Genomic DNA, 25,252 nt, shown 5'->3' with positions numbered 1-25,252 from the left:
CGGCTCAGCGGTCTGTGCCCGCTGCGTGGACCGTCACGGCGTCGAAAGCGGTGGCGTTGTCCTGGACCTGTCGCATGTTCTGCTCGGCCCATGCGCGCAGAGCCAACAACGGCGGGACGAGTGATGTGCCCAGCTCTGTGAGGCGGTAGTGCACGCGTGGAGGCGTGGTTGCCTCCACGCGGCGTGCGACGAGTCCGTCTCGCTCCAAGGATTTGAGCGTCTGGGCCAGCATCTTCTGGGATATCCCGGCCATCCGGCGTTTCAGTTCCGTGAACCGCAGTTCGCCCTGGACGCTCGCCAGCGAGAGAACGGCCATGGTGGTCCATTTCGAGCCCACCCGGTCGAGCAGAAGTCTCGTCGGACATGCGGGGTCGAAGAGGTCTCCTGAGCGGGACGGCGTTACCTGGGGGTGACCTGGTGTGTGCAAGGTGCCTTCTTGCTGCGTCGGGGGCGGTCTCCTACGGTTACCAGGTCGCCAAGTGTAAGTGAGGAGACCACTGTGCGCCAGGATGCATTCACTTCCCACATCCCCGCAGCCACCGTGCGCCGGATTCCGGTCGACGGCGTGGAACTCGCCGTGGAGCTCACGGGCCACGGCCCCGCCGTGCTGTTGCTCCACGGATTTCCGCACACCCGCGCGATCTGGCGGGACGTCGCACCGCAGCTGGTCGCGGCAGGGTTGCGGGTTGTCGCACCCGACTTGCACGGGCTGGGCGACAGCGGGCCTGCCATGCGCGGCTACGAGGCGCCGGTGCTCGCCGCGGATCTGATCGGTCTCCTGGACGTCCTCGACATCCGCCAGGCACATGTCGTCGGTATCGACCTGGGTGTGGCGCCGGCATTCGCACTCGCAGCGGCATTTCCGCAACGGGTGGTCAGTCTGACGTTGTCCGAGGGTCTGATCGGCTCGCTGCCTGGTGCCGAGGCATTCCTGCACAACGGGCCGCCATGGTGGTTCGGCTTCCATCGCGCCCCCGGCGGCCTGGCCGAAGCTGTCGTCGAACACGCCGAGGAGCGGTACGTCCGCCACTTCCTCGAGTCGGGAAGCCGCCGAGGCGTGCCGGAGGACCTTACGCGGATTCTCGTCGAGGCGTACCGCGGCCGGGAGTCCCTCACGAATGCTTTCGACCACTACCGCGCCATGCCGGCGAATGCCGAATGGATCTCGAACTGGGCGCGAGAGCACAGGTTGCGGATGCCGGTTCTGGCTATCGGTGGCAACGCCGTCGGTGAGGCCACCGCATTGCAGCTCCGGCCGATCTGCGGAACCCTCGCACAGCACAACCTCCCGGACAGCGGTCACATCACGCCGATCGACCAGCCGGACGCGTTCGCCGAACTCCTGGTCGATCACGCCGGAAGAATCTGAACGCGCACGCCGTTTGAGAAGGCCCCGGGCGGTTGATCGCGGCGGCGACAATCGACGGTGTGGACGTGGTGGGTGTGCGGCCGTCGAACGCGCCCCGCACGCTGCAACCGCTCTGGAAAGCCGCCGTAGCGGCCGGCGCGAGCACGGCGTCACCCTGCTCGTCGCCACCATGGCCGCGGCCGAGTCGGCGCCCGCGCCGCAACCTGTCCCCGACCCGGCAGCGGCACCCACAAAAGGCTGGCCGCGGGAACGGAAGACCCGCCGCCCCACGCCGCCGCTGGACGCGGGCGCACTGAGCGCGCTGCGCTCGGCCAGCACGGCAGCCAGGTGATCCCTTCGTCGGCACAACACACCTCTTGGTGACCATGCTTCGCGACGGCGACGACCCAGCCGCCGACCTCCTCCGCAGGATCGGCACGGACCCCGAAACAATCGCCGGTCACGCATCCACCACCCAGGGGTGACACGCCGCTGACGATGTGCATCGGTGCTCGATCAATCGGTCGTTCGGGTGGCCGGTTCGCCGGTCGAGGTGGCGTTGCCGGTCGGTGCGGCTCGTGCGGCGAGGAAGCCGACCGCGATGCCCAGTGCCGCAACGCCGGCCGCCAGCCAGAACAGGTTGGTGAAGGTGGAGTCGGGCAGCGGGCCGGTGCCGGCGGAGGTGATGACCGCGGCGGCGAGGGCGGTTCCCCACGGCGCTGCCGACGGTACGGGCGATGTTGTTGATGAGTTTCAGCGCCGGCACCACCACGGTCTGCATGAGTGCGGAACCGAAGACAGCCACCACGAGCGCGACCAGGACTCTGATCCCTCTGGCGTCCGGGCGTTCCTCCACCGTCGTCATGACACCCTCTAGTTCGATGAACGTACGATTCGCAGCGCGAACTACTTTAGTTCGCACTGCGAATAATCGTCAACGCGGCGAGGCTGCGCCTTCGTCGATGCGGTGTCGGCCTGTGTCAGTGTGGCAGCTTCCAGGGGTGGCCGGTCATGGTGGTGTGTGCCTGGAGTAGCCCTTGCAGTGCCGAAACGACGGCGTTCAGCACGGGCGCCGGGATGTCGGCTGCAAGCGCCTCGATGCGGGCGGTGATGGCGGCGTGGCAGTCGGCGGCGATGGCGGCGCCACTGGGCGTCAGTGCGAGGTTCCAGGCCCGCCGGTCGTTCTCGTCGGGCTGGCGCACGATGAGGCCGCGTTCCTGGACGCGGTCGACGAGCCCGGTGAGCCCCGACTTCTCCAGGTGTAGCAGGCGGCCGAGCTCGCGCATGGGCAGCGGGCCGCGGGTCAGTAGGCAGATGAGCTGGGTGCGTTGCGGTGTGAGTCCGTGCTGGCGGCTCACCTCGGCGAAGACGTGATTGACCATGTGGGTGCAGCGCACCAGGGTGTCGGCGAACGTCAGGGTCTCCGTACCCCCGAGTGCTTCGGTCGGGTCGGATGAGGCGGTCGCTCGTGTGACTCCCACTCCACCATCTTAGTTCACGTTGACAGTGGTCCGCATTGCACACTAATTTGGTTCGTATTGTAGGTAATACGCGTTGCGAACCATTGCCTCCCCGTGTGCCATTTCTCGAAGGACATCGATGTTTGCTTATCGGCGCCGTTGGCCGACCTTGTTCGCCGGCTCCGCTCTTGCCCTGGCCGGGCTGCTGGCGTCGTGCTCCAGCACCCCTTCCGACTCCGCGGAGGCGGGAACCCCGCACGCCGGCGGCACGCTGCTGATCGCGGCCGGCGCCGACCCGGGCTGCTTGGACCCCCAGCAGACCGGCCAGCTGCAGGCGCTGGACATCAGCCGGAGTCTGGTGGACTCGCTGACCGCCCAGGACCCCGAGACAGGCCAGATCGTGCCCTGGCTGGCGGAGTCCTTCACGATCAGCGCTGACGCCCGCAAGTTCAGCTTTGTGCTCCGCGCGGGGGTCTCCTTCAGCGACGGGACGCCCGTGAACGCACAGGCGGTCAAGGCGACCTTCGACGCGCTGTCGAGGCTGCCGCCCAATGGCGCGCCCGCATACATCCAGGGCTACACCGGTACCGCCGTCGTCGACGACACGCGTTTCGACGTCGGCTTCGGGCAGCCGAACACGCAGTTCCTGCAGGCCACCTCCACCGCCGGGTTCGGCATCCTGTCGGTCGCCACCGCGACCAAGCCACTGGCGGAGCGCTGCCGCGGCCAGTTCGCCGGTTCGGGGCCGTACGTGCTGCGAAGCTACACACCGAACCAGAGCGTCGTGCTCGCGCGGCGTTCGGAGTACGCCTGGCCGTCGTCGCTGGCAACGAACAAGGGCGCCGGCTACCTGGATGAGGTCAGGTTCAACTTCGTCTCCGAAGCCGGTGCCCGCACCGGCGCGCTGAGTTCTGACCAGGTGCAGGTCGCCGAGAACGTGCAACCGACCGACCAGGGCCAGTTCACGGGTCGCGGCTTCCATCTGCTGGTCAAGGCGGCCCCCGGGCTGGTGCCGCCGTTGTCGCTCAACCATCGCGGCGTACTCGCCGACCAGAACATTCGCACGGCCCTGCTGCGGGGCATCGACCGTGGTGCACTGGTCGGCACCGTGTTCAACGAGCACGTCCGCCCGGCCACCAGCGTGCTGGCCTCGACCACCCCGTACTTCGTCGATCAGAGCGTCAAACTGGCCTACGACCCTGACGGCGCGCGGCAGTTGCTCGCCGCGTCGGGCTGGACGCCAGGCCCCGACGGGATCCGAGTGAAGGACGGCCAGCAGTTGACGTTGCGGTGGCTCATCCCCGCACCGCTACCACCGGCGAACGAGTACGTGCAGCAACAGCTGCGCACAATCGGCGTGAATGTGGTGCTGGACGTGGTGCCGCCAGCCCAGTACGTGTCGCGGCAGTCGGCGGGGGACTTCGACCTCACGGCCGTCGCCGTCACCCGGGCCGACCCGGACGTGCTGCGCAACATCTTCTCCACCAAGGGCGCCAACCTCTGGCACCTGTCGCCCAGCCAGCTCGACACCTACCTCGAGGAGCAGGCCGCCGCGACGACCGCCGAGGCCCGGCAGGCCGCGGTGACGAGTGCGGCCGGCTGGATTCTCGACCACGCCGACACCGTCCCGCTCTACGAGACCGCGATTGTCCACGGCGTCTCCGACCGCGTGCGAGATCTGCGGGCAACCGCCTCGACCCAGCTGGACCTGCACGACGCTTGGCTGCGCTGACGATGCGATTCGTGGTCAATGGGACCGGCAGCTACGTGCTTCGGCGACTGGCGCAGGCGGCGGTGGTGGTCTGGGCGGCGTTCACGGTCACCTTTGCGGCGATCCGGTTGCTGCCCGGCGACCCGGTGGCACTGATGTTGTCCGGTCGCAACGGGTTCTCCGCGCCGACCCCGGAGCAGGTCGCCGAGGCACGGGCTCGGCTGGGTCTCGACCGCCCGCTGCTCGTGCAGTACTGGGACGCGTTGGCCGACGCGCTGCACGGCGACTTCGGGTCCTCTATCCAGACCGGCCGACCGGTATCGGCAATGATCAGCGAGACACTGCCGGCCACCCTCCAACTCGGCGCGGCGGCCCTCGTGCTCTCCCTCGCCGCCGGCACCGCCGTGGGGATCACGGCCAACCTCGTCGGCGCACCGTCGGCTCGCCAGTGGCTGCGATCGCTGCCCGCGGCGGGGATCTCCCTGCCGTCCTTCTGGGTCGGCCTGGTACTGCTGGAGCTGCTGTCCTTCCGCTGGCGGGTCTTCCCGTCGTTCGGCTCGAACGGGCTGACCGGACTCGTGCTCCCGGCGTGCACGCTCGCGCTACCCGGAGCGGCACTGGTGGCGCAGGTGCTGGGCAAGAGCCTGCACGACACGCTGCTGCAACCGTACGCGGACACGTTGCGCGCGAGCGGCGCCGGCGCGTGGCGCCTGGTGGTCGGGCACGGACTGCGCAACGCCGCCATCCCCACGGTGACCGCGGCCGGGCTGCTGGTCGGACACCTCATCGGCGGTGCCGTCGTGGTCGAGACGGTGTTCTCCCGTCCGGGGCTGGGGCGCATCACGCAGGCCGCCGTCGGCGAGCAGGATCTCCCGGTCGTGCAGGGCGCCGTCGTGGTCGCCGCCGTTGCCTTCGCGCTGACCAACCTGGCGATCGATCTGTTGTATCCGCTGCTCGACCCGCGGATCCGCGCCACCGTCCGGACGGCGGTGACGCCGGCATGAGCGACAGATCGCCGATCGCCGCGCGGCCGCGCCGCGTGGTCGGCGCCGTGGCGCGCCGTCCAGGTCTCGTGCTGTCCGCTGTGGTCCTGCTGCTGGTCATGGGCTGGATTCTGGTGCCGGATTGGTTCGGCGGTCAGTCGCCGACAGCCGGCGTTGTGCGACAGCGGCTCGAGCCCCCGAGCAGCCGGCACCTGTTCGGCACCGACCAGCTGGGCCGGGACGTCTACGCCCGGGTCGTGCACGCGGCCGGGCTGTCGTTGGGGACCGCGCTCGCCGCGACCGCCATCGCGTCGGCCGCCGGCGTCCTGCTCGGGCTGGCCGCCGGCTACTTCGGGCGCACAGCCGACGTGGTGATCTCGCGGATCGTCGATATCACGCTGTCCATTCCGTCCGTGCTGCTGTCGCTGCTGATCATCAGCGCGATGGGAAGCGGGACCCTCCACATCGCGGTCGCGGTCGCGGTGACCAGCATCGCCGGCTTCGCCCGGCTCGCCAGAGCTGAGGTACTGCGGATCCGTACGGCGGTCCACGTCGAGGCGGCCGCCCTCTGCGGGGCCCGCTGGTGGCGAATCCTCGCCCGGTACGTCGCTCCAGCGGTTGCCGGCCCGGTGCTCGGGCTGGCCGCACTGGACTTCGGCCTGGTCGTCCTGGCCGTGTCCGCCCTGAGCTTCCTCGGCTACGGGCCTCCACCGCCCGCGCAGGAATGGGGCGCCCTCGTCGCGTCGGGCCGCAACTACCTGGCGACGGCCTGGTGGCTGAGCACGCTGCCCGGTCTGACCGTCGCGGTCGTGGTGCTGGCCGCGAACAGACTGTCCCGAGCACTGGAAACCGAACGGAGCCACACGTGACCGAGCGACACCAGGTGCTGAAGGTCCGCGGCCTGCGGGTGACCTACAGGAGTCGGGCGGGTCGCGTGACCGCCGTCGATGGCGCCGACCTGACGGTCACCGCCGGGCAGATCACCGCCATCGTGGGGGAGTCCGGATCGGGCAAGAGCAGCACCGCACACGCCATCCTCGGCCTGCTGCCCCCGACCGGGCGCATCGAGGCCGGAAGCATCAGCCTGCGCGGGCAAGAGCTCGCCGGCCTGAGCCGGCGGGCATGGCAGCACATCCGGGGAGCCCAAATCGGGCTGGTACCGCAGGACCCCGCCGTGTCGCTGGACCCGCTCACGCCGATCGGCCGGCACGTCGCCGAGGTGCTGCGCATCCACGGCCTCGCCACGCGCACCACCGCGCCGGACAGGGCCGTCGAGCTGCTCGCCGAGGCGGGCATCCCCGACGCCGCCACCCGGGCCAGGCAGTACCCGCACGAGCTCTCCGGCGGCCTGCGCCAACGAGTCCTGATCGCCATGGCTACCGCCGCCCGGCCCGCACTGCTCATCGCCGACGAGCCCACGTCCGCCCTGGACGTCACCGTGCAACGACAGATCCTCGACCACCTGGACACCCTCGTGTCCACCGGCGACCTCGCGATCCTGCTCGTCACCCACGACCTGGCCGTGGTCGCGCAGCGCGCCCAGCATGTCGTCGTCATGTCCCACGGGCAGGTTGTCGAAGCCGGTCCGACCAGCGACATGCTCACCGATCCCCGCAGTGACTACACCCGCCGCCTGATCACGGACGCCCCCGGGCTGCGCAGCCGGAGACTGCGGCCGTCGGCCACCGCCACGCCGCCGCCCGCGGCGGACGCTCCCGCGCCGGGACCGCTCCTCGCGGTCGACCACCTGCGCCTCAGCTACCCCGCCCACGGGATTCGCGGACGAGGTCGGCTGGCCCGGGTCGCGGTCGACGACGTCAGCTTCACCGTACCGGCACGCACCACGCTGGGCCTGGTCGGCGAGTCCGGATCCGGCAAGACCAGCCTCGCCCGGCTGATCCTGGGCCTGGCCCGCCCCGACGCCGGCCGGATCCGCCTGGACGGGCGCGACATCACCGGGCTGCGACGGCGCCATCTGCGCACCATGCACCGCCGCGTGCAGCTGGTCTACCAGAATCCCTACGCGTCGCTGAACCCCTACTTCACCGTCGACGAGCTCGTCGGTGAACCGCTCCGCAACTACGGCATCGGCGATCGGGTCGCCCGTTCACAGCGCATCGGGGAGTTGCTGGACAGCGTCGCGCTGCCGGCCGGCATCCGCCGCCGCAGGGCGGCCGAGCTCTCCGGCGGACAGCGACAGCGGGTGGCGATCGCCCGCGCGCTGGCGCTCAACCCGGACCTGCTGGTCTGCGACGAACCCGTGTCCGCCCTCGACGTCACGGTCCAGGCGCAGATCCTGCAGCTCCTCGTCGACCTGCAACACCGCTACGGCCTCACGTACCTCTTCATCTCCCATGACCTCGCCGTCGTCCGCCAGATCGCCGACCGTGTCGCCGTGATGCGCGGCGGGCGGCTGCTCGAGGTGGCCTCAACCGACGACATCTTCGCCGCGCCCCGCCACCCCTACACACGAGCGCTGCTGGACGCAATCCCCAACCAGAAGGACCCATCGTGGAACTTGGACTGATCACCTTCGGCAGCCTGCTGCCTGACCCCACCACCGGCACCGCGCTCACCCAGCGGGAGCGCCTGCGCGACGTCGTGCGGGCCGCGCCGGTCGCCGAGGACCTCGGCTTCTCCTGGTACGCCGTCGGCGAACACCACTTCGGCGACCGGGACGTCATCCCCTCGCCGGCGATCGTCCTGGCCGCCATCGCCGAACACACCTCGCGGATCCGGCTCGCGACCGGGACCACGCTGCTCGCCAACCGCGACCCCGTGTTGGTGGCCGAGGACTACGCGCTGGTGGACCTGCTGAGCGAGGGCAGGCTGGAGCTCATCGCCGGCGGCTCGTTCTTTCCCGAGCCGTGGGCGGTATTCGGACAGAACCCGCAGAGCAAGGCTGTCCGCAAACGCGAGGGCGTCGAGCTGCTGACACGGCTCTGGCAGGAGGAGCGGGTGACCTGGACCGGACAGTTCCGGCCACCACTGCACGAGGTCCGTCTCCAGCCCCGCCTCGCGCAGGACCGCTTGCCGTTGTGGATCAGCGCCGGTGTCGGTACCGACTCCATCGACCTGGCGATCGCGCACGGCCTGCCGATGGTGGTCGGCACCACCGCGCGCCCGCCGCTGGACTTCGTCGACGTGTTCGCCGGGTACCGCCGGAGGTGGACCAGCAGCGGCCGGCCGGACAAGCCAGGTCGGCTCGGCGCGGCCAGCCACGCCTTCGTCGCCCGCACGTCCCAGGCCGCCCGGTCGCTGTGGCGCGATCACATCAACAACTACCTGTCGGTCAACGCCCCGTCGCACGGCCCGGCCCGCGGCCCCCTCCACTTCGACACCTACATCGGTGCCGACGGGCCGGCCCTGTGCGGCAGCCCCGCCGAAGTCCTCGACAAGCTCGGCCGCCTGCACGAGCTGTGGGGACACGACCTGCACCTGCTCGCCATCGACATCGGCGGTATCCCGTACGCGGACGTGCACACCGCGATGGAACTGATCGCCTCCGACGTCCTCCCGCACCTCACGCAGCCGGCGGGCGCCGCCGGTCGGGGATCGACCCCGGCGGTGAGCACGGGTGCTTGACCAGGACGTCCGCGAGCTCGCGACCGGCACCAACCTCGGCTTCTTCAGCACGCTCATGCCCACCGGCCAACCTCAGCTCAGCATCGTCTGGCCGCACGCCGACGAGGACCACATTCTGATCGGCACGCAGACAAGCCGGCAGAAGTACCGCAACGTCGTCGCCGACCCCCGGGCCGCGATTCTGCTCCTGGACGCCGCGAACCCTCGCCGATACATCGAGATCCGTGGTCGCATCGTCGGCACCGAGACCGGAGCCGCCGCCGTGCGGCTCGCCCACACCACCTTCACAAAATGGACCGGCAGCCCCACGCTGCGCCCCGCTGACGGGGAACGGGTGCTCCTGCGCCTGCATCCGCAACACATCCATCGCAAGGAATGAATCTGTCGCTTCCGGTCCTCGAGAAGGAGCCGCCGATGAGCATCGACCACCCACTGACCCTCGCCGATCTTCGCCCGATCGTCGACGCGGACTGGCTACGCCGATCCCTCGACCGCGTCGTCGTCGCCGACATCCGCTGGTACCTCGACGGACGCAGCGGCAGGGAAGCATACCTCGCCGGGCACATCCCGGGCGCGATCTGGGTAGACGTGGACACCATCCTGTCCGCGCCGCCGGACCCACGGGCCGGACGTCATCCCCTTCCCGACCCGGCCGAGTTCGCCCGATCCCTCGGCCAGGTCGGCATCCCCGACACGGTCACGGTCGTCGCCTACGACGACTCCGGCGGGGCCTACGCAGCCCGCCTCGTGTGGCTGCTGCGCCGGCTCGGCCAACCCGCGGCACTGCTCGACGGGGGCCTGGCCGCCTGGCCGGGCGATCTCGACACCGGGCAGGTCACCCTCCCGCCGGTCCGGCGCGCCACCGTCGAATGGCCGGCCGATCGGCTGCGAACCGCGGACGACGTCGAGCGGGCCATCACCAGCGGTGCCACCGTCGTCCTCGATGCCCGTGCCCCCGAGCGCTACTCGGGCGACAGCGTGCTCCACACCGACGTGCGCTCCGGCCACATCCCCGGCGCGAAGAACGCCCCATGGCCGGCAAACCTCACACCGGACGGCACCTTCGCCGCCCCCGACCGGCTGCGAGAGCGTTACGGCACGCTCGGGATCGACCCCGGTGCCGAGGTCATCGTCTACTGCGGCAGCGGCGTGACCGCATGCCACGACCTGCTCGCGCTCGAACTGGCCGGCATCGACAACACCGCGCTCTACCCAGGCTCCTGGTCGGCCTGGTCCGCCGATCCCAGCCGGTCGATCGCCACCGGCCCGCTACCGGCCGGTGCGGTGTGAGCGCCCTGTTCGAGCGGCGGCTGGTGTTCGGCGCCGGCGGGGCGGTCAGCGGGCTGTCCGCATCCCAGACGCTCGACCTCGCCCAGAGCGCCGACGAGCTCGGCTACGACCTGTTCACCCTCAGCGACCACCTGCACAGCCATCGCCCGACGATCGAACCCTTCACCGCGCTCGCGTGGCTGGCCGGCCGGACCACTCGCATCGAACTCGGCACCAACGTGCTCGCCCTGCCGTACCGGCCCCCACCCGTCGTCGCCAAGACGGCGGAAACCCTCGACCGCATCAGCGGAGGCCGGTTCGTGCTGGGCCTCGGCGGAGGCGGATTCGACGACGAATTCCGTGCCTTCGGCCTCCCCGAGCGCACCCCTGGTCAGAAAATCACCGGTCAACGCGAGGCGATCGCCATCATCCGCAGCCTCTGGACCCAGCCCACGACCACGCTCCACGGCAGCGAGTTCGACGTCACCGACGCCCGGATCGACCCCCAGCCCGAGCATCGGATCCCGATCTGGCTCGGCTCCTACGGACCACGCGCCCTCGCCCTCACCGGACAACTCGCCGACGGCTGGATTCCATCCCTGGGCAGAATCGGCCTTGACCGGGCCCGGCAGATGCGAGCCGCCGTGCGAGCCGCCGCCACAACGGCGGGCCGCGACCCCGACTCGATCACCTGTGCGTGCAACATCATCGTTCGCATCGACCCGTCGCTGGAGCCCACGCCACAGGCCGTCGTCGGGAGCGTGAGCTCGGTCGTCGGGCAGCTCCGTGAGGTGATCGCGGCTGGCTTCACCGCCCTGCTCCTGGCCGTCGCCACCGTCGCGGAGCAGGAACTCATCGCCAAGGAGGTCATTCCGGCTCTACGCGCCGAGGCCGCATCAGGCACCGGCCAGCTGCCGCCGTCGGCGATGGCACCCTGATGGAGAGTGTCGTGGAAACGTACAGCGGCACCACGCCTACCTGACGAGTGCTGCAGCCATGTCCGGCCGGTCAGGCCTGCTCGATTGGCCGGCCGGCATCGGCTGTCCACCCCGACCACGAGGCGACGTAGACCGGGACGGTGTGGCCGAGCGTGGCGTAGGCGAACGCGACAGTGGTGGCCGAGACCCCCGCGCCGCAGTACACGGCCGCCGGAACGGGGAGTGCGGACCGCAGGGTCTCCGCGCTCTTGAGTCTGCCGTTGTCGAACACGGGACTTGGTACGAGTCGCGCGCCGGGGATGTGACCACCGGCGTAGGCGGCCTTGTCGCGGGCGTCGAGAAGGTTCCCGCGGGCGCCGAACTTGGCTGCGCGATCGGCGTCGATCGTGGGCAGGTGACCGGGCGATGCGGTGAAGTCGCTCGGCACCGCGGGAGCCGTCGCGGCGATGTCCTCGGTGCCGCCGCCCTCCGCCCGGCAGGCGTCGAGCCCGCCGTCGAGGAGCCGGACGTCGGGCAGCCCGGCCCAGCGCAGGACGAACCAGGCCCGGGTGGCCGCGGAGACGAGTTCGGATCGGGCGGCGTAGACGATCACCGGCGTTCCGCCGTCGATGCCCCAGCTTCGTATCCGATCCGTCAGGCTGGGGGCGTCGGGCAACGGCAGCCTCCCGCGCTCGCCGTCCGCGGGTCCCGCGAAGTCGTCCTCGAGTTCGGTCACGTGGGCGCCGGCGATTTTCACCTGTGGCGCCGGAAGCGTCGCGGACGCCCGGCCGATGTGCAGCACGACGGGTCGTGGCACCGGATGGTCGATCAGCTCTCGGGCACTGATCAGGTGTTGTGTGCGGGGGTCGGACACGGGACTCCTCGGGATTGGTCTACAGCACGGACTCGAGCAGGACGCGGGTGTACTCCTCGGCCGGTGACCGGAAGACGTCGGCGACACGGCCGGACTCGACGGCGGTACCGCTGCGCAGGATCGTGACCGTGTGGGCGAGGCCGGCCACCAGGCGCAGATCGTGGGAGATGAACAGGTAGGTCAGCGAACGTTCGCGCTGCAGCGTCTGCAGCAGCTGCAGCACCTGATCCTGGATTCGCACGTCGAGCGCGGAGGTCGGCTCGTCGAGCACGATGAGTTTCGGGTTGAGGGCAAGCGCACGCGCGATCGCGACCCGCTGCCGCTGGCCGCCGGACAGTTCACGTGCCCGGCGCTGCAACACGTTGGCAGGCAGGCCCACGGCGTCGGCCAGCTCACCGATGCGTGCCTGTCGCTGCCGACGGTCCCCGGCGCGGTAGCCGACCAATGGCTCGCCGATGATGCGTGCCACCGTGTACCGCGGATCGAGCGAGCCGTACGGATTCTGGTGCACGATCTGCAGGTCGCGCCGGACCTTGCGCAGGGCAACGCGATCCGTGGGGTCGACCGGCTGTCCGGCGAGCCGCACCGCACCGGAGTCGGCGTGCAGCAGGCCCAGCACGATCCGGGCGAGGGTCGTCTTGCCCGACCCCGACTCACCGACGAGCGCGTGTGTGGTGCCCGACGGGACGTCGAAGGAGACGGCGTCGACCGCCGTCAACCGGCCGAAGGTCTTACTCACGCTGTCGACGGTGAGGGCCGGCCCCGGGGCCTCCCGGGCGGTGTCGTCGGCGCGTTCGGCGAGCGTGACGGCGACCGGCTTGGGGGCGCTCGCGAACAACGCTTCGGCATACGGCGCCGAGGCCACCCGGCCCCGGTCGAGCGTGACGACCTGATCGCTGTGCGCCGCGGCGAGGGCCAGATCGTGCGTGATGAGCAGGACCGCGAGGCCGAGCTCGGTGCGCAGTTGATCGAGCGTGTCGAGGATGCCCTTCTGGATGGTCGCGTCGAGCGCGGAGGTCGGCTCGTCGGCGATGAGCAGCCGCGGCCGTCCCGCGATCGCCGCGGCGATGAGCGCGCGCTGCAGCAACCCGCCGGACAACTGATGCGGATAGGAGTCCAGCACGCGGGCGGTGTCGGAGACCCCGGCCCGCCGCAGCAGAGCCTCCGCTGCTGCGGCCGGACCGTGCTCGGGTCCGGTAAGGCGGAGGATCTCGTACAGCTGGCTGCGCACTGTACGCAACGGGTTGAACGACATGGTCGGGTCCTGTGGCACGTAGCCGAGCTCGTGCGAGCGGAGCTGCCGCAGCTGCCGTCGCGACGCCCGGCCGAGGTCGGTGCCGTCGAACAGGATCGTGCCGCCCGTGGTACGCGCGTTGGCCGGCAGGATCCGCAGCACGGCGCCGGCGAGCGTGGTCTTGCCGGAGCCGGATTCCCCGATCAGCGCGACGGTCTCGCCGCCCCGGACGTCGAAGGAGACGTCGTGCACCACAGGGTTCCACTGCCGGGCAGCCCGGTAGGCGATCGACAGGTTTCGTACTCGCAGCAGCGGCGGATCGGCGGGTGCTTCAGAGCGACTCATCGAATGCCCTCGCGTCGAGGTAGGTGGACAGGCGGTTCACGGCGAGCACGACGATGACGACCACGGCGGCGGGGGCGTAGACGAGCCACGGCGCTGCGTAGAAGAAGTTCGCGCCCTCGGCGACGAGCTGCCCCCACTCCGGGTCGGGCGGCTGGGCGCCGAAGCCGAGGAACGACAGCGTCGACAGCGCCAGGATCGCCGCGCCGAACTCCAGAACCGCCAATGAGATGAGCGTCGTGGCGATGTTGGGCAGCAGATGTACGACCACGACTCCGACGCGGGTGGTGCCGGCGACTTCCGCGGCCTCGATGTACGGCGCCGAACGCACGCGCAGCGCTTCGATCCGGGCCACCCGGGCGAAGCTGGCGATCATCGAAAGTCCCACCGCGACGGCGGCGTTGGCGCTGGAGAACCCGAAGGCGGCGACGAACACCATCGCCAGGAGCAATGACGGGATCGCGAGCAGCACGTCGATGAGCCGCATCAGCGGTGTCTCCAGCCACCGTGGCCCGAGTGCCGCGGCGAGGCCCGTGACCGTGCCGAGGCTCACGGCCACGGCGACGGCGAGGATGGCGCTGAGCACCGAGGTCCGGGCACCGTGGACGATCCGCGAGTGCATGTCGCGGCCGAGGTAGTCGGTGCCCAGCCAATGTGCCCCGCTCATCGACGCGAGCTTGTCGGACGGGACGCCGTTGATCGGGTCCTGACCGGCGAGCAGCGAGGGCGCGACGGCCGAGACGAGCACGACCACAATGACGAGCACGGACAGCACGACGGTGGGCGGGATTCGGCGTCCCCGCAGGCGCGGGGCGGTGCCTGAGCGTCCGGCTTCGATACCGGGATCCGGTTCGGTACCGAGGTCGGCGAGCAGGGTGTCGTGGGCACTACTTGGCATGGCTGAACCTCGGCTGGACACGTGGGTCGAAGCGCGGATAGACGACGTCGACGAGGAGGTTGGCAAGCATGAACACCGCGGCGTTGACCACGACGATGCCGAGCAGCACCGGCTGATCGTGTTGCTGCACGGCCTTCTGGGTGAGCGCCCCGAGTCCGTAGCGGGTGAACACGGTCTCGGTGACGACGGCGCCGCTCATGAGGTAGCCGATGGTGATGCCCAGGACGGTCAGGCTCGGCAGCGCGGCGCCCGGCAACAGATGCCGGGTGAGTATCCGCAACTCGGGGATGCCCCGGGCGCGGGCGACGGTGATGTGCGGCAGCCGGTCCGCGGTGATCAGGCTGCGGACGAATACCTGGATCAGCGGTGGCGAGATGGTGATGCCGAGGACGCAGGCCGGCAGCAAGGTGGCGGCGAATCCGCCTTCGCCGTTGAGCGGTACCCAGCCGAGCTGGAACGAGAACGCCTGGATGAACACGACGGCGACCAGGTACACCGGCAGTGAGTAGACGAGCGACGGCACCGACATGAACGCCACGCGCAGCGCCGGGATGCGGCCGTACAGCGCGCCGAGTCCGACGAGGGCGGTGAGGACGAGCACGACCAACAGTGCGATGCCGCCCAGCTCCAGCGTCGGTGCGAAGGCGTCGGCGAGCTTGCCGGTCACGGGCTGCCCGTCGGCGAGCGAGTGTCCCAGATCGCCGTGCAGAGCCCGCAGCAAGCCTTCCGCGTACCGCAGCGCCGCGGGCTTGTCGACGCCGTAGTACTGCTTGAGCAGATCCACCGTCTGCGGCGTGTAGCCCGCGTCCGGGTCGCTGAGGCGGTTGCTGATCGGATCGCCGGGCAGCACGACGAGCACGACGAACACGAGCGTGTAGACCAGGAACAGAACCAGCGCGAGTACGCCGGCCCGCCGCAGTAGCTGTTTCACTGTGCGCTCTCTTCGCTCAGTCCGGGCGGGACGCGCACGCCCCGCCCGGTCGAGATGGTCGGTCCGGAGCCCGGCTACTTGCTCAGCCAGGCGTCGTAGAAGAACAGCCGCCCGTACGCGTCGACGTTCAGGTCGTGCACCTTCTTCGCCACGGCGAATGTCTGCTGGTTCGTGTCCAGCGGGATCACGTACGCCTGGTCGATCAGGTAGTTCTGCAGTTCGCTGACCGCCTTGGTGTAGCCGGCGTCGTCGGTGGCGTTGCTGAGCGCGTCGACATGACCGTCAAGCTCGGTGTCCTTGGCCAGCGCACCGCTGTTGAACCAGCTCGTGGTGACCGCGCTGTGGAAGTTGTTGCGCATCGGCCCGGACACGGTCGGCACGCTGCCCAGCGAGATGGACAGGCTCACGCCGGGCGCGCCGACCGCCGCCGTCTCGTTGTTGGAGTCGACGTTCTTGACCGTCAGCTCGACGCCCACCTTCTTCAGCTGCTGGGCCAGCAGGAGCAGTTCGGGCTGCGACTGCCGGATCCACGACACGGAGTACACCAGGAACGACAGGCGCTGGCCGTCCTTCGTGCGGAAGCCCTGCGGGTCCCGGGCGGTCCAACCGGCCTGGTCCAGCAGGTTGTTCGCCTTGTCCACGTCGTTGGTGAGCTTGGCGGACAGGTCCACCCAGCCCGGCACGCCCGACTCGATCACGGATGTCGCCGGCTTCCAGATGTCGGTGAAGTAGAGCGTGTCCACGAGCTCCTTGCGATTCACGGCGTGCTGGATCGCCTGCCGCACGCGGACGTCCGCCGTCGCGGCACTGTTCGGCCGGACGCGGATCTGCACCGAGTACGCGATCTGCTTGGCCGGCAGGACGGTGAATCCCGTCTGGCCGAGTCGCTGCTCGTCGGCCGTGGGCACGTCGCGAATGACGTCGGCCTGTCCGGACTGCAGCAGGCCGGTCCGCACGCTGTTCTGCCCGGCGATCCGGACGGTGATCTTGTCCAGGTAGGCGGAACCGGTGTGCCCGACACCGTCCGGAGCCCAGTCGTAGTCCTTGCGCTTGTTCAGGACGTACTGTTCGCCGGGGGTGTAGCTGTCGAACACGAACGGGCCGCTGCCGACGAGGTTCTTGATGTCGGAGCTGTCCTGGAAGCTCAGCTTGAGCGTCTTCTCGCCGACGATGCCGCTGTGGTAGAAGGTCAACGCCCGGATGAAGCCGTACGCCGGCCGGGAGAACTTCACCGCCACGGTGTCGGCGTCGGTCACGGTCGCGCTCTCGAAACCGGCGGGCCAGGTGTAGGTGCCCGGGATGCCGAGCGCCTTGTCGCCCTTGCCTTTGATCGTCAGGTTGTCGGCGACGACTTGCGCGTTCAGTGCCGAGCCGTCGCTGAACGTCACACCCTTGCGGATCTTCAGGGTGAACTGGGTACTGTCGGGGTTGGCCGTCCACGACTCGGCCAGCCACGGCCTGAGCGTGCTCGACTTCGCGTCCCAGTAGACGAGCCGGTCGACGAGAGCGCTGAAGATGATGCCCGGCTCCCAGTCGTTGACGTCGGTCCACTGGAAGTCGGGGTTGTCGTAGGAGGCGAGGTAGACCAGGTTGCCGCCGGACACCGGCTCGCCGGCGTTCTGCCCCGGCGAGGCCGCCGGGTTCGAGCCGCATGCGGCCAGGACGGCGACGAGCGCTGCCGCGATGGTCGCGGTCAATGCTGAGGCGGCACGGCCTGAGCGGCGCCGGATGCTGCCGGGCCGAGTAGGGGGTTGACCGTCGAACATGTGAAATAGCTCCTTCTCGGGGCTCATGCGATGCCGAGGTTCTCGGCCAGCAGACGGGACTCGTACTCGCGGCGGAACAGCCCGCGCCGCTGCAGTTCCGGCACGACGTTGTCGACGAAGAAGTCGGCCGGCCCGCGGTGGTACGGCGGGAACAGCTGGATCCCGTCGAAGACCCGCTCGACGAAGTTCGCCTCGAGCCAGTCGGCGAAGCCGGCGGTGTCGCCGACGAAGATCTGCTCGCCGTGCAGGTGGCTCTGCACCGCGTGGTACAACTCGGCCAGCGTCAGATCCTCGCCGAGCCGCTTGGCCAGCAGGTCGTGCAGCCAGTGCGCGTCGTCGAGCCCGCCGCGTTTGACGGTGCTCGCCTCCCTGGCCAGACCGCCGGTCTGGTTGGTCTTGAGGGCGTCGCCGTGCAGCCGTTCCAGCGGCAGCACGTCGGCCGCCCGGCTCGACGCCCGGACGCCGGCCAGGTCGACGCCGAACACCTTCGAGAAGTAGGCCGGGATGACCTCTTCGGTCTGGACGCGATGGGCGTCATTGAACTTCTCCCGCGCCTCGCGCTTGGTGCCGGCGACGAAGAACGTGATGCCGGGGATGATCAGGAACTTGTCGGGATCCCGTCCTGCCTCGGCGACCTGGTGCTTGACCTGTTGGTAGCGGCGTTTGCCCTCCTCGAATCCGTAGTACGGGGAGAAGCGCACCTCGGCGTGGCGGATTCCGAGTTCGAGTGAGCGGGCCGACTCGCCGACGTGGATCAGCGGCACCTTGGGCTGCACCGGCGGCGGCGCGTTCAGCGGGCCCCGGACCTGGAAGTGCTTGCCCACGAAGTCGATCGGGTGCCAGCTGTCCGGCCGGATCAGGGTGCCGCCGTCGCGGTCGTCGAGCAGGAGGTCGTGTTCCCAGCTGTCGTGCAGCAGCCGGAACAACACCTCGGTGAACTCGTCCGCGCGGTCGTACTTGGACTGATCGTCGGGCAGCGGCCAGCCGCCGAAATTGCCCGCCGGTCCGCCCTCGCGGTCGATGCCGTAGACGAGGTTCACGCCGATGCGGCCGGCGCTGAACCGGTCCGCGGTCGCGATCTGCCGGGCGACGAAGTACGGGTGCTCGAAGGAGGTGTTGTAGCTGGGGAAGAACCCGACATGCTCGGTGACGGCCGCGAGCGTTCCGGCGTACACCGAGTTGTCCCACCGGAAGACCCGGTTCAGGCGGTTCGGTTCGGTCGCGAGCGCGCTGCCGCTGAAGACGTAGTCGAGCTTGCCCCGCTCGGCGATGCGGGCGACGTCGACGATGACGCTCGGGTCCAGCAGTCCAGAGTTCGTGGCGCCCGGCAGCCGCCAGGCCTCCAGATCCCATCCGGTTCCATAGGCGGCCAGGCCGATCCTGAGCCGGCGTGCAGAAGACACGGCTGTTCCTTCCGTACTGAGAGAGGCACGCGCCACGGCAGGAGCCGCCGAACGATCGGCAGGCAGCGGGGATCGGGGGAGCGGCGCGCGGGGTGCGGTGAAAGAGGCTGGGCTGATCAGCGACAGCGCGCGCTGCAGACCAACATCATGTCGACGGCACGGCGGCGCGTCAGCAACGCTGAGCGCATTCCCGCCATCACCGAACCTCCATGTGGATCCACAATGAATCCATACCGTATCACTAGGAACTAAGCATGGCTACAGTGGTGATCGACAGCGGCGCACAGCGAGGAGATGTTCCCAGGTGGCAGCACAGCACGAGAACCCGGCGAAGCAGCTCGGCGCGGACGACATCTACGCCCAGATCCGGCGCCGGATCGTCGAGGGTCAGGTCACGCCGGGCCTGACGCTCGGCGAGGCTCAGCTCGCCGCCGAGTACGGCGTGTCCCGCACGCCGGTCCGCAACGCCCTGGCCCGGCTCGAGCAGGACGGCCTGTTCGAACGCGTGCGCTTCGGCTACGCGGTGCCCGTCCGCAGTCCCGAACAGGTCGTCGAGCTGTTCGAGGCCCGCATCATCCTCGACGTCGCCGCGGCCGAGCTGGCCGCGCAGCGGCGCAGCGAGCTCGATCTGGCCCGGCTCCGGCACCTTCTCGAGCAGGCCGAGGCCGCCACCGGGGCAGACCTCATCCACATCAACGACGCGTTCCACGACGCACTGCGCGACGCGGCCCACAACCCGACGGTGGCACAGTTGGCGAGCCGGGTCGACGCCCAGCTGGCCGCCTACGAAGCCCGGCCGGCCGGCACGCCCGACGATCGGCAGACCACCCAGGACGAGCACCGGCGGGTGTTCGACGCCGTCCACGACCGTGATCCGGCCCGCGCGCGCAGCGAACTGCGGGCGCACGTTGAACGGGCGCGCGATCTGCGTATCGCCGTGCTCGCCCGCGAAGACCGCAAGGCCTGATCCGCCGGGGGATCACCTCTCCGTCACGGCGCCGGCGGGCGCCCGTGACGGAGAGGTTCCGTCTCCTCAGTGCGCTTTGAGGAGGAGTTCGGTGAGCTCGAAGGGTATGGTGATCATGCAGTCGTGGCCGGTCGGCAGCTCAAACACCTCGTCCTGCGGGGGGACGGGGCGCCGCGGCGGAGCGTCGGCGGTGCAGTGGATGTGGGTGCGTGGGATCGCGTGCGCGGCCGGATTGTCGAAGGCGACCCGCTGTTGCAAGCAGCGGACCGGTTGGTCGGACAGCATCGTGTCCAGCCAGGCGAGGTCGGCCGGCTCCGTGACGCCGAAGGAGCGGGACATCGGTGGCAGGCGCCACGGGGTGTCGGTCCGTGCCGCCTGGTCGATCAGGTGCTGGGTGGCCGGCATCACGTCGATGGCGCTTTCGCCGTCTCGGGGAACCATGGCATCGAGGAAGACGAGGCGGGCGATCTTGTCCGGTGCGCGGTTCGCCGTTCCGGTGATGACCATGCCGGCGTAGCTGTGGCCGACGAGGATGACGTCGTCCTGGTCGTCGAGCAGGCGCACGACGTCGTCGATGTGCGTGTCGAGTCCGACTTCGGGGCTGAGGAGGTGGATGCGGTCGCCGTAGCCGGTCAGGGTCGGCGCGAGAACCCGGTGGCCGGCGGCGCTCAGCAGCGGTACGACGCGGTCCCAGGCCGCCCCGCTGTGCCACGCACCATGGATGAGGACGTAGGTGGACATGCCTATCCTTCGCTGTGTGAGGGTGTGAGTGGGAGTTCGTTCATGCTCTGACGAATCTCACGCACCGGGCAATCAGGCACATTCCGGTGCCTCGGTTCTCTGGAGGTACAGCGGATGTCGCCCGTTGATCGAGGACAAGTGGTCACTGCTTGTCATCTCGATGCTGCACGCGGGGCCGAGGCGGTTCAGCGAGCTCAAGCGGGGGCTGGACGGCATCAGTCAGCGGATGTTGACCGTCACCCTGCGTAATCTTGAACGCGACGGCATCCTCGTCCGTACCGTGCTCGAGGTCATGCCCCCGCACGTCGAGTACCGGCTCACCGAGATGGGCGTCACCCTCCACGAAGCCGTCAAGCCGATGATCGCCTGGGGCAGGGAGAACGTGGCCGGTGTGGAGCGGGCCCGTGCGGCCTACGACACCCGGACCGTCGTGGAATGAGCCGCGCGGCGACGCCATCCGGGTCGCCCGCGGCCTCGGCGGACCGGCGCTGAGGTGGCGCTCGTCGTCCTCGGCCGGACATCGACTGTGCCGACCCGCCGGCGATGACCCGGTGTGCCCGGCAGTCCGGCCGGCCGAAGGTTCGTGTGGTGGCCGCGCTCGCGAGCCGCTGCGACGGCGTTCTGCGTGGCGAGGGCTGCGACGGCGGAGCCGATGACAGCGCTCGCAGGGGACCGCTCAGGCCCGGTCGGCCGCCGTGCCGCCCAGCGGGACTTCGGTGGTGGTGAGGGCGTCGATCAGGCCGGGGAAGCGTGCGTCGAGCTCATCGCGGCGCAGCTCAATGGTGTGTGTGCGGCCGGCCACGACGGTGCGCGTCAGGCCCGCCTGCCGCAGCGTGCGGAAGTGGTGCGTCATGGTCGACTTGTGCACGCCGAAGTCCCAGTGCGTGCCGCATTTGCCGTGCGGCCGGCCGTCGGCGAGTGTCTGCACGATGCGCAGGCGGATCGGATCGGCGACCGCCCGCAGCACGTCGACCATCGTCACGTCGGCGATGTCCGGCATCGCGTCGTCTTCCCGGGCCATACCCCCACCCTACTGTTGGACATCCATCATACTATTGCCTATGTTGAAGGTATGACGGATGTCCAACAATCGGGCTCGGCGCGCTGGTCCTGGGACGCCGACGGCGTCGTCACCGTGACGCTCGACGACCCCGGCCGCACCGCGAACATGCTCAACCGCCGCCACTACGACGGGCTCGGCGACTGCCTCGACGACCTCACCCGGCAGCTCGACCGGCTGCGCGGCGTGGTCCTCACCTCAGCGAAACGCTCCTTCATCGCCGGCCCCGACTTCGTGCCGAGCGAGATCACCCCGGACGAGGCGGCCGGCACCTACGACCTGCTGACGCCGCTGCGCGACCAGGCGCGCCGGCTGGAGACCCTGGGCCGGCCGGTCGCCGCCGCGCTCAACGGCTCCGCGCTCGGCGGCGGCTTCGAGCTCGCGCTGGCCTGCCACTACCGGGTCGGCCCGAACGACCCGTCGGTCGTGTGGGCGCTCGCCGAGACCGGGATGGGCATCATTCCCGGAGGCGGCGGGACGGTCCGAGCGACGCGGATGTTCGGGATCGCCGCGACGGTGCTCGAGATCGTCGGGCCGGGCACGGCGTATCACCCGGCACAGGCGCTGGCCGCCGGCCTGGTGGACGAGCTGGCCGACGACGTGGTCGCCGCGGCGCGGGCCTGGGTGCTGGCGCAGCCGGCCGGGCGTTTCGTGCAGCGGTGGGAGCGGCCCGGCTATGAGATCCCCGGCGGCACCGCGGAGCCACCGAGTCTTGCCGAGGAGGTGAGACGCCGCTCGGCGGGGTCGCCGGTGCGTGCGCTCGCCGCGGTGCTGCAGGTGGCGGCGCGGAGCGCGGCGGCGCCGCTGGATGAGGCGTTCGAGATCGAGACGGCGGCCTGCCGGGCGTTGCTGAGCGCGCCCGAGATCCCGAGTCTGGCGCATCTCTTCTTCGCGATGCGTGCCGCCGCCACGGCACCCGCCGAGCGTCCTGCGACAGGCGAGCCTGCCGGGCTTCCCTCGGCAGGCTCGCACGCCGGCGTACGCGAGTTCCCACAGATCGTCGCCAACCCCCTCGCCGCGGTGTTCTTCGCCCCCGGCGCCCCGATCGTCGAAATCACCGACGCGGACCTCGTCCCCGAGGTCCGTGCGAGGGGCGGCATCCCCGTGCTGATCCACGGCGGCCACGTCTCCTTCGTGCAGACCCTCCTGGACGCCGGCCCCGATCCCGCCGCCATGACCGCCGCCGCCCGCCGCGCCCTCGACAACGGCCTGCGGATCGACCCGCCCGTCGCCGACGTCGCCTCGGTGCTCGCGGCCGGCTTCCCGTCCTGGACCGGCGGCGTCCTGCACGCCGGAGGCCTCGGGTGAGGTACTCACTCGTCGAATTGGCCCCGGTCGCGCCCGGCGGCACCAAGCGTGAAGCCCTGGACCGGGCTCTGGCCGCGGCCGAGGAGGCCGAACATCTCGGCTTTCACCGCTTCTGGTTCGCCGAGCACCACCACGTGACGGGATACGCCGCCCAGGACCCGGCCCCGCTGATCGCGGCGGCCGCCCAGCGGACCTCCCGGATCCGCCTCGGCTCAGGTGCCGTGCTCCTCAACCACTACAGCGCCTTCAGCGTCGCCGAACGCTTCCTGATGCTCGAATCGCTCGCCCCCGGCCGCATCGACCTCGGGCTCGGCCGCTCCACGGCCACACCCCTCATCGACCACGCGCTGCGCCGTGACCGCAGCAGCCGGCCGTCCGACGACTTCCCCGACCAGGTGCACGAGATCATCGGCTACCTCCACAACGCATTCGACCGCGCCCACCCCTTCGCGGCGATCGACCTCACGGCCGGAACCGACGGCGTTCCCGAGGTCTGGGTCCTCGGCTCCTCCGGCACCAGCGCCGGCCTCGCCGCGCGGCTCGGCATCGGCTACACCTTCGGCGGCCACATCAACCCCGCCCTGACTTCCCGCGCGCTACGGCACTACCGGGAAGGCTTCACGAAAACACCCTTCGGAACCGGCGCCCCACAGCCGATGCTCGCGCTGAACATCGTCGCCGCCGAAGACGAGGAGTCGGCCCACCGGCTGACCTGGCCCGCGCGAGCCCTGCGGGCCGGTGGACGGGACCGGCCCATCCCCACCGTAGAGCAGGCCCGGGCGGAGCTGAAGGTCTCGGTGAAGGCGCAGCCGAGCACGATTGTCAACGGCGTCGTGCCGCCGCAGATTTCCGGGACCCCGGCGACCCTGCGTGCCCAGCTCGAGCCCGTGATCCGGGAATCGGGTGCGACAGAGGTCATGGTCCAGGACATGTTGACCGATTCCGTGGCGCGAACCCGGTCACGCCAGATCATCGCGGAGACTCTGCAGGCCATCAACCCGTGATCGTCGCGTACTGGTCCGGCGCCGTCCGGGCGTACCAGGCAAGCGGTTCCGAGGTGTGCAGGCGCCTCCCGCGCAGTACGTCGACTTCAGCACGGTATCGAAGGCCTGAGCCGATGCCGAGGTTCCTGCTGCGCCGCCTGGCCGCCGTCCCGCTCACCCTGGCCGGCGTCTCAGTCCTGGTCTTCCTGGCCACCGACGTGCTGCCCGGCGACGTCGGGCGCACCGTGCTCGGCCGTGAGGCGAGCGCGGAGGCCGTGCTCGCCGGGGCGCGGCACGACACCTGGCTCGACCGCGCCGTCAGCGCCGCCGGGCTCGCGCTGGGCGCCACCCCCGAGTTCGTCACCGGCGTCATCCTGCTCGTGGTCTTCGCCGTGCATCTGCACGGGTTCCCGGTCTCGGCCCAGCCGGCCCCGGCGACGGCCCGTTCGCGTTCCTCGCCCGCCTGTTCCTGCCGGCGCTGTCGCTGGTGAATTCACGGAAAGTATGTGCTGGTGCCTTTTGATCACAGCAGAAGGTCGAAGATCCGGAGTGCTCCCTCCCAGTGTGCGGTCTGCGGGTTCTTGAGCTCCGGGTCCATGATCTTGAAGGTACGCGCGAGCGCGACGCTCAGGCCACCGACGATGCCCGGCAGCCGGCGCTCGGTCTCGTCGCCCAGCGCGAGGTCCAGCGGTGGCCTTGGGGTGAGCGCGTCCAGGATGGGGCGCAGCTCAATCTCTTCGTCGAGGTTCCGGAACTCGTGGATGCGCTCCTGTAGACCCTTCGTTACCGGCAGGTCGTGCGGCGCGATGACGTCGCGACCGTTCGCCTTCGTCGTGGCCTGTGCGATCAGGAGCAGGTCGTAGACCTTCTGGTCGACGAAGTCGCTGTAGCGTTTGAGGTCGTTCTTGTCCACGTCCAGGCTCGCCGCCGCCCGGAAGAAGCGTTCGAATCGGTTGATGGCTAGCACCGGCATCCCGGTACCTCCTTTTCTGCAGTCGCCGGGAGCTACCCGCAATCGAGCCGCGCATGCGCCGTCGTACCTCACCGGCTGAGGGCGGCGTCGCGTGATTCGAGCAGCGCCCGCGGATGGTCGTAGACGCGGACTGCGCCCGCCTCGAGCAGGTCTGCGGTGCTGATGCCGCCGCAGGTCCAGCCGATGCGGGGATGGCGAGCGCGCCGGCGGCGTAGATGTCCCAGACGGAGTCGCCGACGACCACCACCTCTTCCGGGGAGAGTTTGGTCCGGGCGAGCGCGACCTGGACGGTGTCCGGTGCCGGCTTGCTCGCGCCCGCGTCGTCGAGTGATGTGGCAGTGTGGACGAAGTCGTGTGCGTCGAGGGCGTTCAGCATGATGTGTCCAGCTCGGTCCGGGGCGCGGAGGAGGCGATCACGGCCCGCCTGCCCACGTTGATCCGCAGGACGGCGCTGGTGGTCGTCCGCGATCGGTGGCTGACGGTATCGACGGCGCGGCCA

26 protein-coding genes and 1 pseudogene are annotated in these 25,252 nt (G+C 70.0%); 15 read left to right on the top strand and 12 right to left on the bottom strand.

The window, feature by feature from the left end:
* Positions 1–4 precede the first annotated feature (4 nt).
* Positions 5–337, bottom strand: coding sequence for a winged helix-turn-helix transcriptional regulator (locus tag AC6JBM_RS27960; protein ID WP_497977031.1), 333 nt, complete (start codon positions 335–337; stop codon positions 5–7).
* A gap of 162 nt (positions 338–499) precedes the next feature.
* Here AC6JBM_RS27960 and AC6JBM_RS27955 point away from each other — a divergent pair, with 162 nt between their 5' ends.
* Positions 500–1,369, top strand: a complete 870-nt coding sequence (locus tag AC6JBM_RS27955; protein WP_497977030.1) for an alpha/beta fold hydrolase — start codon at positions 500–502, stop codon at positions 1,367–1,369.
* Positions 1,370–1,856: 487 nt separating this feature from the next.
* A complete protein-coding gene (locus AC6JBM_RS27950) occupies positions 1,857–2,225 on the top strand; it encodes a hypothetical protein (protein ID WP_497977029.1) in 369 nt (122 codons plus the stop codon).
* Between the two features lie 103 nt (positions 2,226–2,328).
* On the opposite strand, the gene AC6JBM_RS27945 is transcribed toward AC6JBM_RS27950, so the two are convergent.
* Entirely contained in the window at positions 2,329–2,829 is a 501-nt protein-coding gene (locus tag AC6JBM_RS27945; protein ID WP_497977028.1) for a MarR family winged helix-turn-helix transcriptional regulator, read from the bottom strand.
* A gap of 118 nt (positions 2,830–2,947) precedes the next feature.
* On the opposite strand from AC6JBM_RS27945, the gene AC6JBM_RS27940 reads away from it, so the two are divergent.
* Genes AC6JBM_RS27940 through AC6JBM_RS27905 form a run of 8 tightly spaced genes read left to right on the top strand, consistent with a single transcriptional unit; the run spans position 2,948 to position 11,294 of the window.
* Positions 2,948–4,540, top strand: a complete 1,593-nt coding sequence (locus AC6JBM_RS27940; RefSeq protein ID WP_497977027.1) for an ABC transporter substrate-binding protein — start codon at positions 2,948–2,950, stop codon at positions 4,538–4,540.
* 2 nt (positions 4,541–4,542) lie between these two features.
* Positions 4,543–5,523: an ABC transporter permease gene (locus tag AC6JBM_RS27935; RefSeq protein WP_497977026.1), complete on the top strand. Its 981-nt coding sequence runs from the start codon at positions 4,543–4,545 to the stop codon at positions 5,521–5,523.
* Positions 5,520–6,371: an ABC transporter permease gene (locus tag AC6JBM_RS27930; protein WP_497977025.1), complete on the top strand. Its 852-nt coding sequence runs from the start codon at positions 5,520–5,522 to the stop codon at positions 6,369–6,371. Before AC6JBM_RS27935 ends, AC6JBM_RS27930 begins: the two co-directional genes overlap by 4 nt.
* Complete coding sequence (locus AC6JBM_RS27925; RefSeq protein WP_497977024.1) at positions 6,368–8,029, top strand: dipeptide ABC transporter ATP-binding protein; 1,662 nt, start codon at positions 6,368–6,370, stop codon at positions 8,027–8,029. The genes AC6JBM_RS27930 and AC6JBM_RS27925 overlap by 4 nt, the downstream gene beginning before the upstream one ends.
* Positions 8,014–9,087 carry an LLM class flavin-dependent oxidoreductase gene (locus AC6JBM_RS27920; RefSeq protein ID WP_497977023.1) on the top strand — a complete coding sequence of 358 codons (1,074 nt, stop codon included), beginning with the start codon at positions 8,014–8,016 and terminating at the stop codon, positions 9,085–9,087. Before AC6JBM_RS27925 ends, AC6JBM_RS27920 begins: the two co-directional genes overlap by 16 nt.
* Positions 9,080–9,466, top strand: a complete 387-nt coding sequence (locus tag AC6JBM_RS27915; RefSeq protein ID WP_497977022.1) for a PPOX class F420-dependent oxidoreductase — start codon at positions 9,080–9,082, stop codon at positions 9,464–9,466. The genes AC6JBM_RS27920 and AC6JBM_RS27915 overlap by 8 nt, the downstream gene beginning before the upstream one ends.
* A gap of 35 nt (positions 9,467–9,501) precedes the next feature.
* On the top strand, positions 9,502–10,377 hold the full coding sequence (locus AC6JBM_RS27910) for a sulfurtransferase (RefSeq protein ID WP_497977021.1): 876 nt from the start codon (positions 9,502–9,504) through the stop codon (positions 10,375–10,377).
* Positions 10,374–11,294: an LLM class flavin-dependent oxidoreductase gene (locus AC6JBM_RS27905; protein WP_497977020.1), complete on the top strand. Its 921-nt coding sequence runs from the start codon at positions 10,374–10,376 to the stop codon at positions 11,292–11,294. Before AC6JBM_RS27910 ends, AC6JBM_RS27905 begins: the two co-directional genes overlap by 4 nt.
* A gap of 70 nt (positions 11,295–11,364) precedes the next feature.
* Here AC6JBM_RS27905 and AC6JBM_RS27900 read toward each other — a convergent pair whose 3' ends face one another.
* The 6 genes from AC6JBM_RS27900 to AC6JBM_RS27875 all read right to left on the bottom strand — a co-directional run bounded on the left by AC6JBM_RS27900 (position 11,365) and on the right by AC6JBM_RS27875 (position 18,721).
* On the bottom strand, positions 11,365–12,090 hold the full coding sequence (locus AC6JBM_RS27900; RefSeq protein ID WP_497977019.1) for a sulfurtransferase: 726 nt from the start codon (positions 12,088–12,090) through the stop codon (positions 11,365–11,367).
* Positions 12,091–12,166: 76 nt separating this feature from the next.
* Positions 12,167–13,726: a nickel ABC transporter ATP-binding protein NikE gene (gene nikE / locus AC6JBM_RS27895; protein WP_350615628.1), complete on the bottom strand. Its 1,560-nt coding sequence runs from the start codon at positions 13,724–13,726 to the stop codon at positions 12,167–12,169.
* Complete coding sequence (locus AC6JBM_RS27890; RefSeq protein ID WP_497977018.1) at positions 13,713–14,621, bottom strand: ABC transporter permease; 909 nt, start codon at positions 14,619–14,621, stop codon at positions 13,713–13,715. The genes nikE and AC6JBM_RS27890 overlap by 14 nt, the downstream gene beginning before the upstream one ends.
* Positions 14,611–15,552 (bottom strand): ABC transporter permease, encoded by a 942-nt coding sequence (locus AC6JBM_RS27885; RefSeq protein ID WP_497977017.1) that lies wholly within the window; start codon positions 15,550–15,552, stop codon positions 14,611–14,613. Before AC6JBM_RS27885 ends, AC6JBM_RS27890 begins: the two co-directional genes overlap by 11 nt.
* Before the next feature lie 74 nt (positions 15,553–15,626).
* Positions 15,627–17,249 (bottom strand): ABC transporter substrate-binding protein, encoded by a 1,623-nt coding sequence (locus AC6JBM_RS27880; protein ID WP_497977016.1) that lies wholly within the window; start codon positions 17,247–17,249, stop codon positions 15,627–15,629.
* A gap of 92 nt (positions 17,250–17,341) precedes the next feature.
* On the bottom strand, positions 17,342–18,721 hold the full coding sequence (locus AC6JBM_RS27875; RefSeq protein ID WP_497977015.1) for an NtaA/DmoA family FMN-dependent monooxygenase: 1,380 nt from the start codon (positions 18,719–18,721) through the stop codon (positions 17,342–17,344).
* A gap of 304 nt (positions 18,722–19,025) precedes the next feature.
* On the opposite strand from AC6JBM_RS27875, the gene AC6JBM_RS27870 reads away from it, so the two are divergent.
* Positions 19,026–19,688, top strand: a complete 663-nt coding sequence (locus tag AC6JBM_RS27870) for a GntR family transcriptional regulator (RefSeq protein WP_497977014.1) — start codon at positions 19,026–19,028, stop codon at positions 19,686–19,688.
* Positions 19,689–19,754: 66 nt separating this feature from the next.
* Here AC6JBM_RS27870 and AC6JBM_RS27865 read toward each other — a convergent pair whose 3' ends face one another.
* The gene (locus AC6JBM_RS27865; RefSeq protein WP_497977013.1) at positions 19,755–20,429 is read right to left on the bottom strand and encodes an alpha/beta hydrolase; all 675 of its coding nucleotides are present in this window, start codon (positions 20,427–20,429) and stop codon (positions 19,755–19,757) included.
* A gap of 124 nt (positions 20,430–20,553) precedes the next feature.
* Here AC6JBM_RS27865 and AC6JBM_RS27860 point away from each other — a divergent pair, with 124 nt between their 5' ends.
* Positions 20,554–20,868, top strand: a complete 315-nt coding sequence (locus AC6JBM_RS27860) for a winged helix-turn-helix transcriptional regulator (protein WP_497977012.1) — start codon at positions 20,554–20,556, stop codon at positions 20,866–20,868.
* A 237-nt stretch (positions 20,869–21,105) separates the two neighbouring features.
* On the opposite strand, the gene AC6JBM_RS27855 is transcribed toward AC6JBM_RS27860, so the two are convergent.
* Positions 21,106–21,450, bottom strand: a complete 345-nt coding sequence (locus AC6JBM_RS27855; RefSeq protein WP_497977011.1) for an ArsR/SmtB family transcription factor — start codon at positions 21,448–21,450, stop codon at positions 21,106–21,108.
* 51 nt (positions 21,451–21,501) lie between these two features.
* Here AC6JBM_RS27855 and AC6JBM_RS27850 point away from each other — a divergent pair, with 51 nt between their 5' ends.
* The 3 genes from AC6JBM_RS27850 to AC6JBM_RS27840 all read left to right on the top strand — a co-directional run bounded on the left by AC6JBM_RS27850 (position 21,502) and on the right by AC6JBM_RS27840 (position 24,271).
* Complete coding sequence (locus AC6JBM_RS27850) at positions 21,502–22,797, top strand: enoyl-CoA hydratase/isomerase family protein (RefSeq protein ID WP_497977010.1); 1,296 nt, start codon at positions 21,502–21,504, stop codon at positions 22,795–22,797.
* A 17-nt stretch (positions 22,798–22,814) separates the two neighbouring features.
* Positions 22,815–23,801, top strand: a complete 987-nt coding sequence (locus AC6JBM_RS27845) for an MsnO8 family LLM class oxidoreductase (RefSeq protein ID WP_497977009.1) — start codon at positions 22,815–22,817, stop codon at positions 23,799–23,801.
* Positions 23,802–23,914: 113 nt separating this feature from the next.
* Complete coding sequence (locus tag AC6JBM_RS27840; protein WP_497977008.1) at positions 23,915–24,271, top strand: hypothetical protein; 357 nt, start codon at positions 23,915–23,917, stop codon at positions 24,269–24,271.
* Between the two features lie 32 nt (positions 24,272–24,303).
* On the opposite strand, the gene AC6JBM_RS27835 is transcribed toward AC6JBM_RS27840, so the two are convergent.
* On the bottom strand, positions 24,304–24,753 hold the full coding sequence (locus AC6JBM_RS27835; RefSeq protein WP_497977007.1) for a DUF1931 family protein: 450 nt from the start codon (positions 24,751–24,753) through the stop codon (positions 24,304–24,306).
* Positions 24,754–24,955: 202 nt separating this feature from the next.
* Positions 24,956–25,129, bottom strand: a pseudogene (locus tag AC6JBM_RS27830) (HAD family hydrolase); the annotation flags it as partial.
* Positions 25,130–25,252: the final 123 nt, after the last annotated feature.

The organism is Dactylosporangium thailandense (genome assembly GCF_059739745.1).
The sequence above is the reverse complement of the archived record's forward strand: the minus strand, read 5'-3'. Positions and strand labels throughout refer to the sequence as shown.

Bases quoted from the DNA above. Each gene is read 5' to 3' on its own strand.
- AC6JBM_RS27940 (WP_497977027.1), top strand. From the start codon at position 2,948: ATGTTTGCTTATCGGCGCCGTTGGCCGACCTTGTTCGCCGGCTCCGCT.
- AC6JBM_RS27935 (WP_497977026.1), top strand. From the start codon at position 4,543: ATGCGATTCGTGGTCAATGGGACCGGCAGCTACGTGCTTCGGCGACTG.
- AC6JBM_RS27930 (WP_497977025.1), top strand. From the start codon at position 5,520: ATGAGCGACAGATCGCCGATCGCCGCGCGGCCGCGCCGCGTGGTCGGC.
- AC6JBM_RS27855 (WP_497977011.1), bottom strand. From the start codon at position 21,450: ATGGCCCGGGAAGACGACGCGATGCCGGACATCGCCGACGTGACGATG.
- AC6JBM_RS27850 (WP_497977010.1), top strand. From the start codon at position 21,502: ATGACGGATGTCCAACAATCGGGCTCGGCGCGCTGGTCCTGGGACGCC.
- AC6JBM_RS27840 (WP_497977008.1), top strand. From the start codon at position 23,915: ATGCCGAGGTTCCTGCTGCGCCGCCTGGCCGCCGTCCCGCTCACCCTG.
- nikE (WP_350615628.1), bottom strand. From the start codon at position 13,726: ATGAGTCGCTCTGAAGCACCCGCCGATCCGCCGCTGCTGCGAGTACGA.
- AC6JBM_RS27910 (WP_497977021.1), top strand. From the start codon at position 9,502: ATGAGCATCGACCACCCACTGACCCTCGCCGATCTTCGCCCGATCGTC.
- AC6JBM_RS27890 (WP_497977018.1), bottom strand. From the start codon at position 14,621: ATGCCAAGTAGTGCCCACGACACCCTGCTCGCCGACCTCGGTACCGAA.
- AC6JBM_RS27835 (WP_497977007.1), bottom strand. From the start codon at position 24,753: ATGCCGGTGCTAGCCATCAACCGATTCGAACGCTTCTTCCGGGCGGCG.
- AC6JBM_RS27865 (WP_497977013.1), bottom strand. From the start codon at position 20,429: ATGTCCACCTACGTCCTCATCCATGGTGCGTGGCACAGCGGGGCGGCC.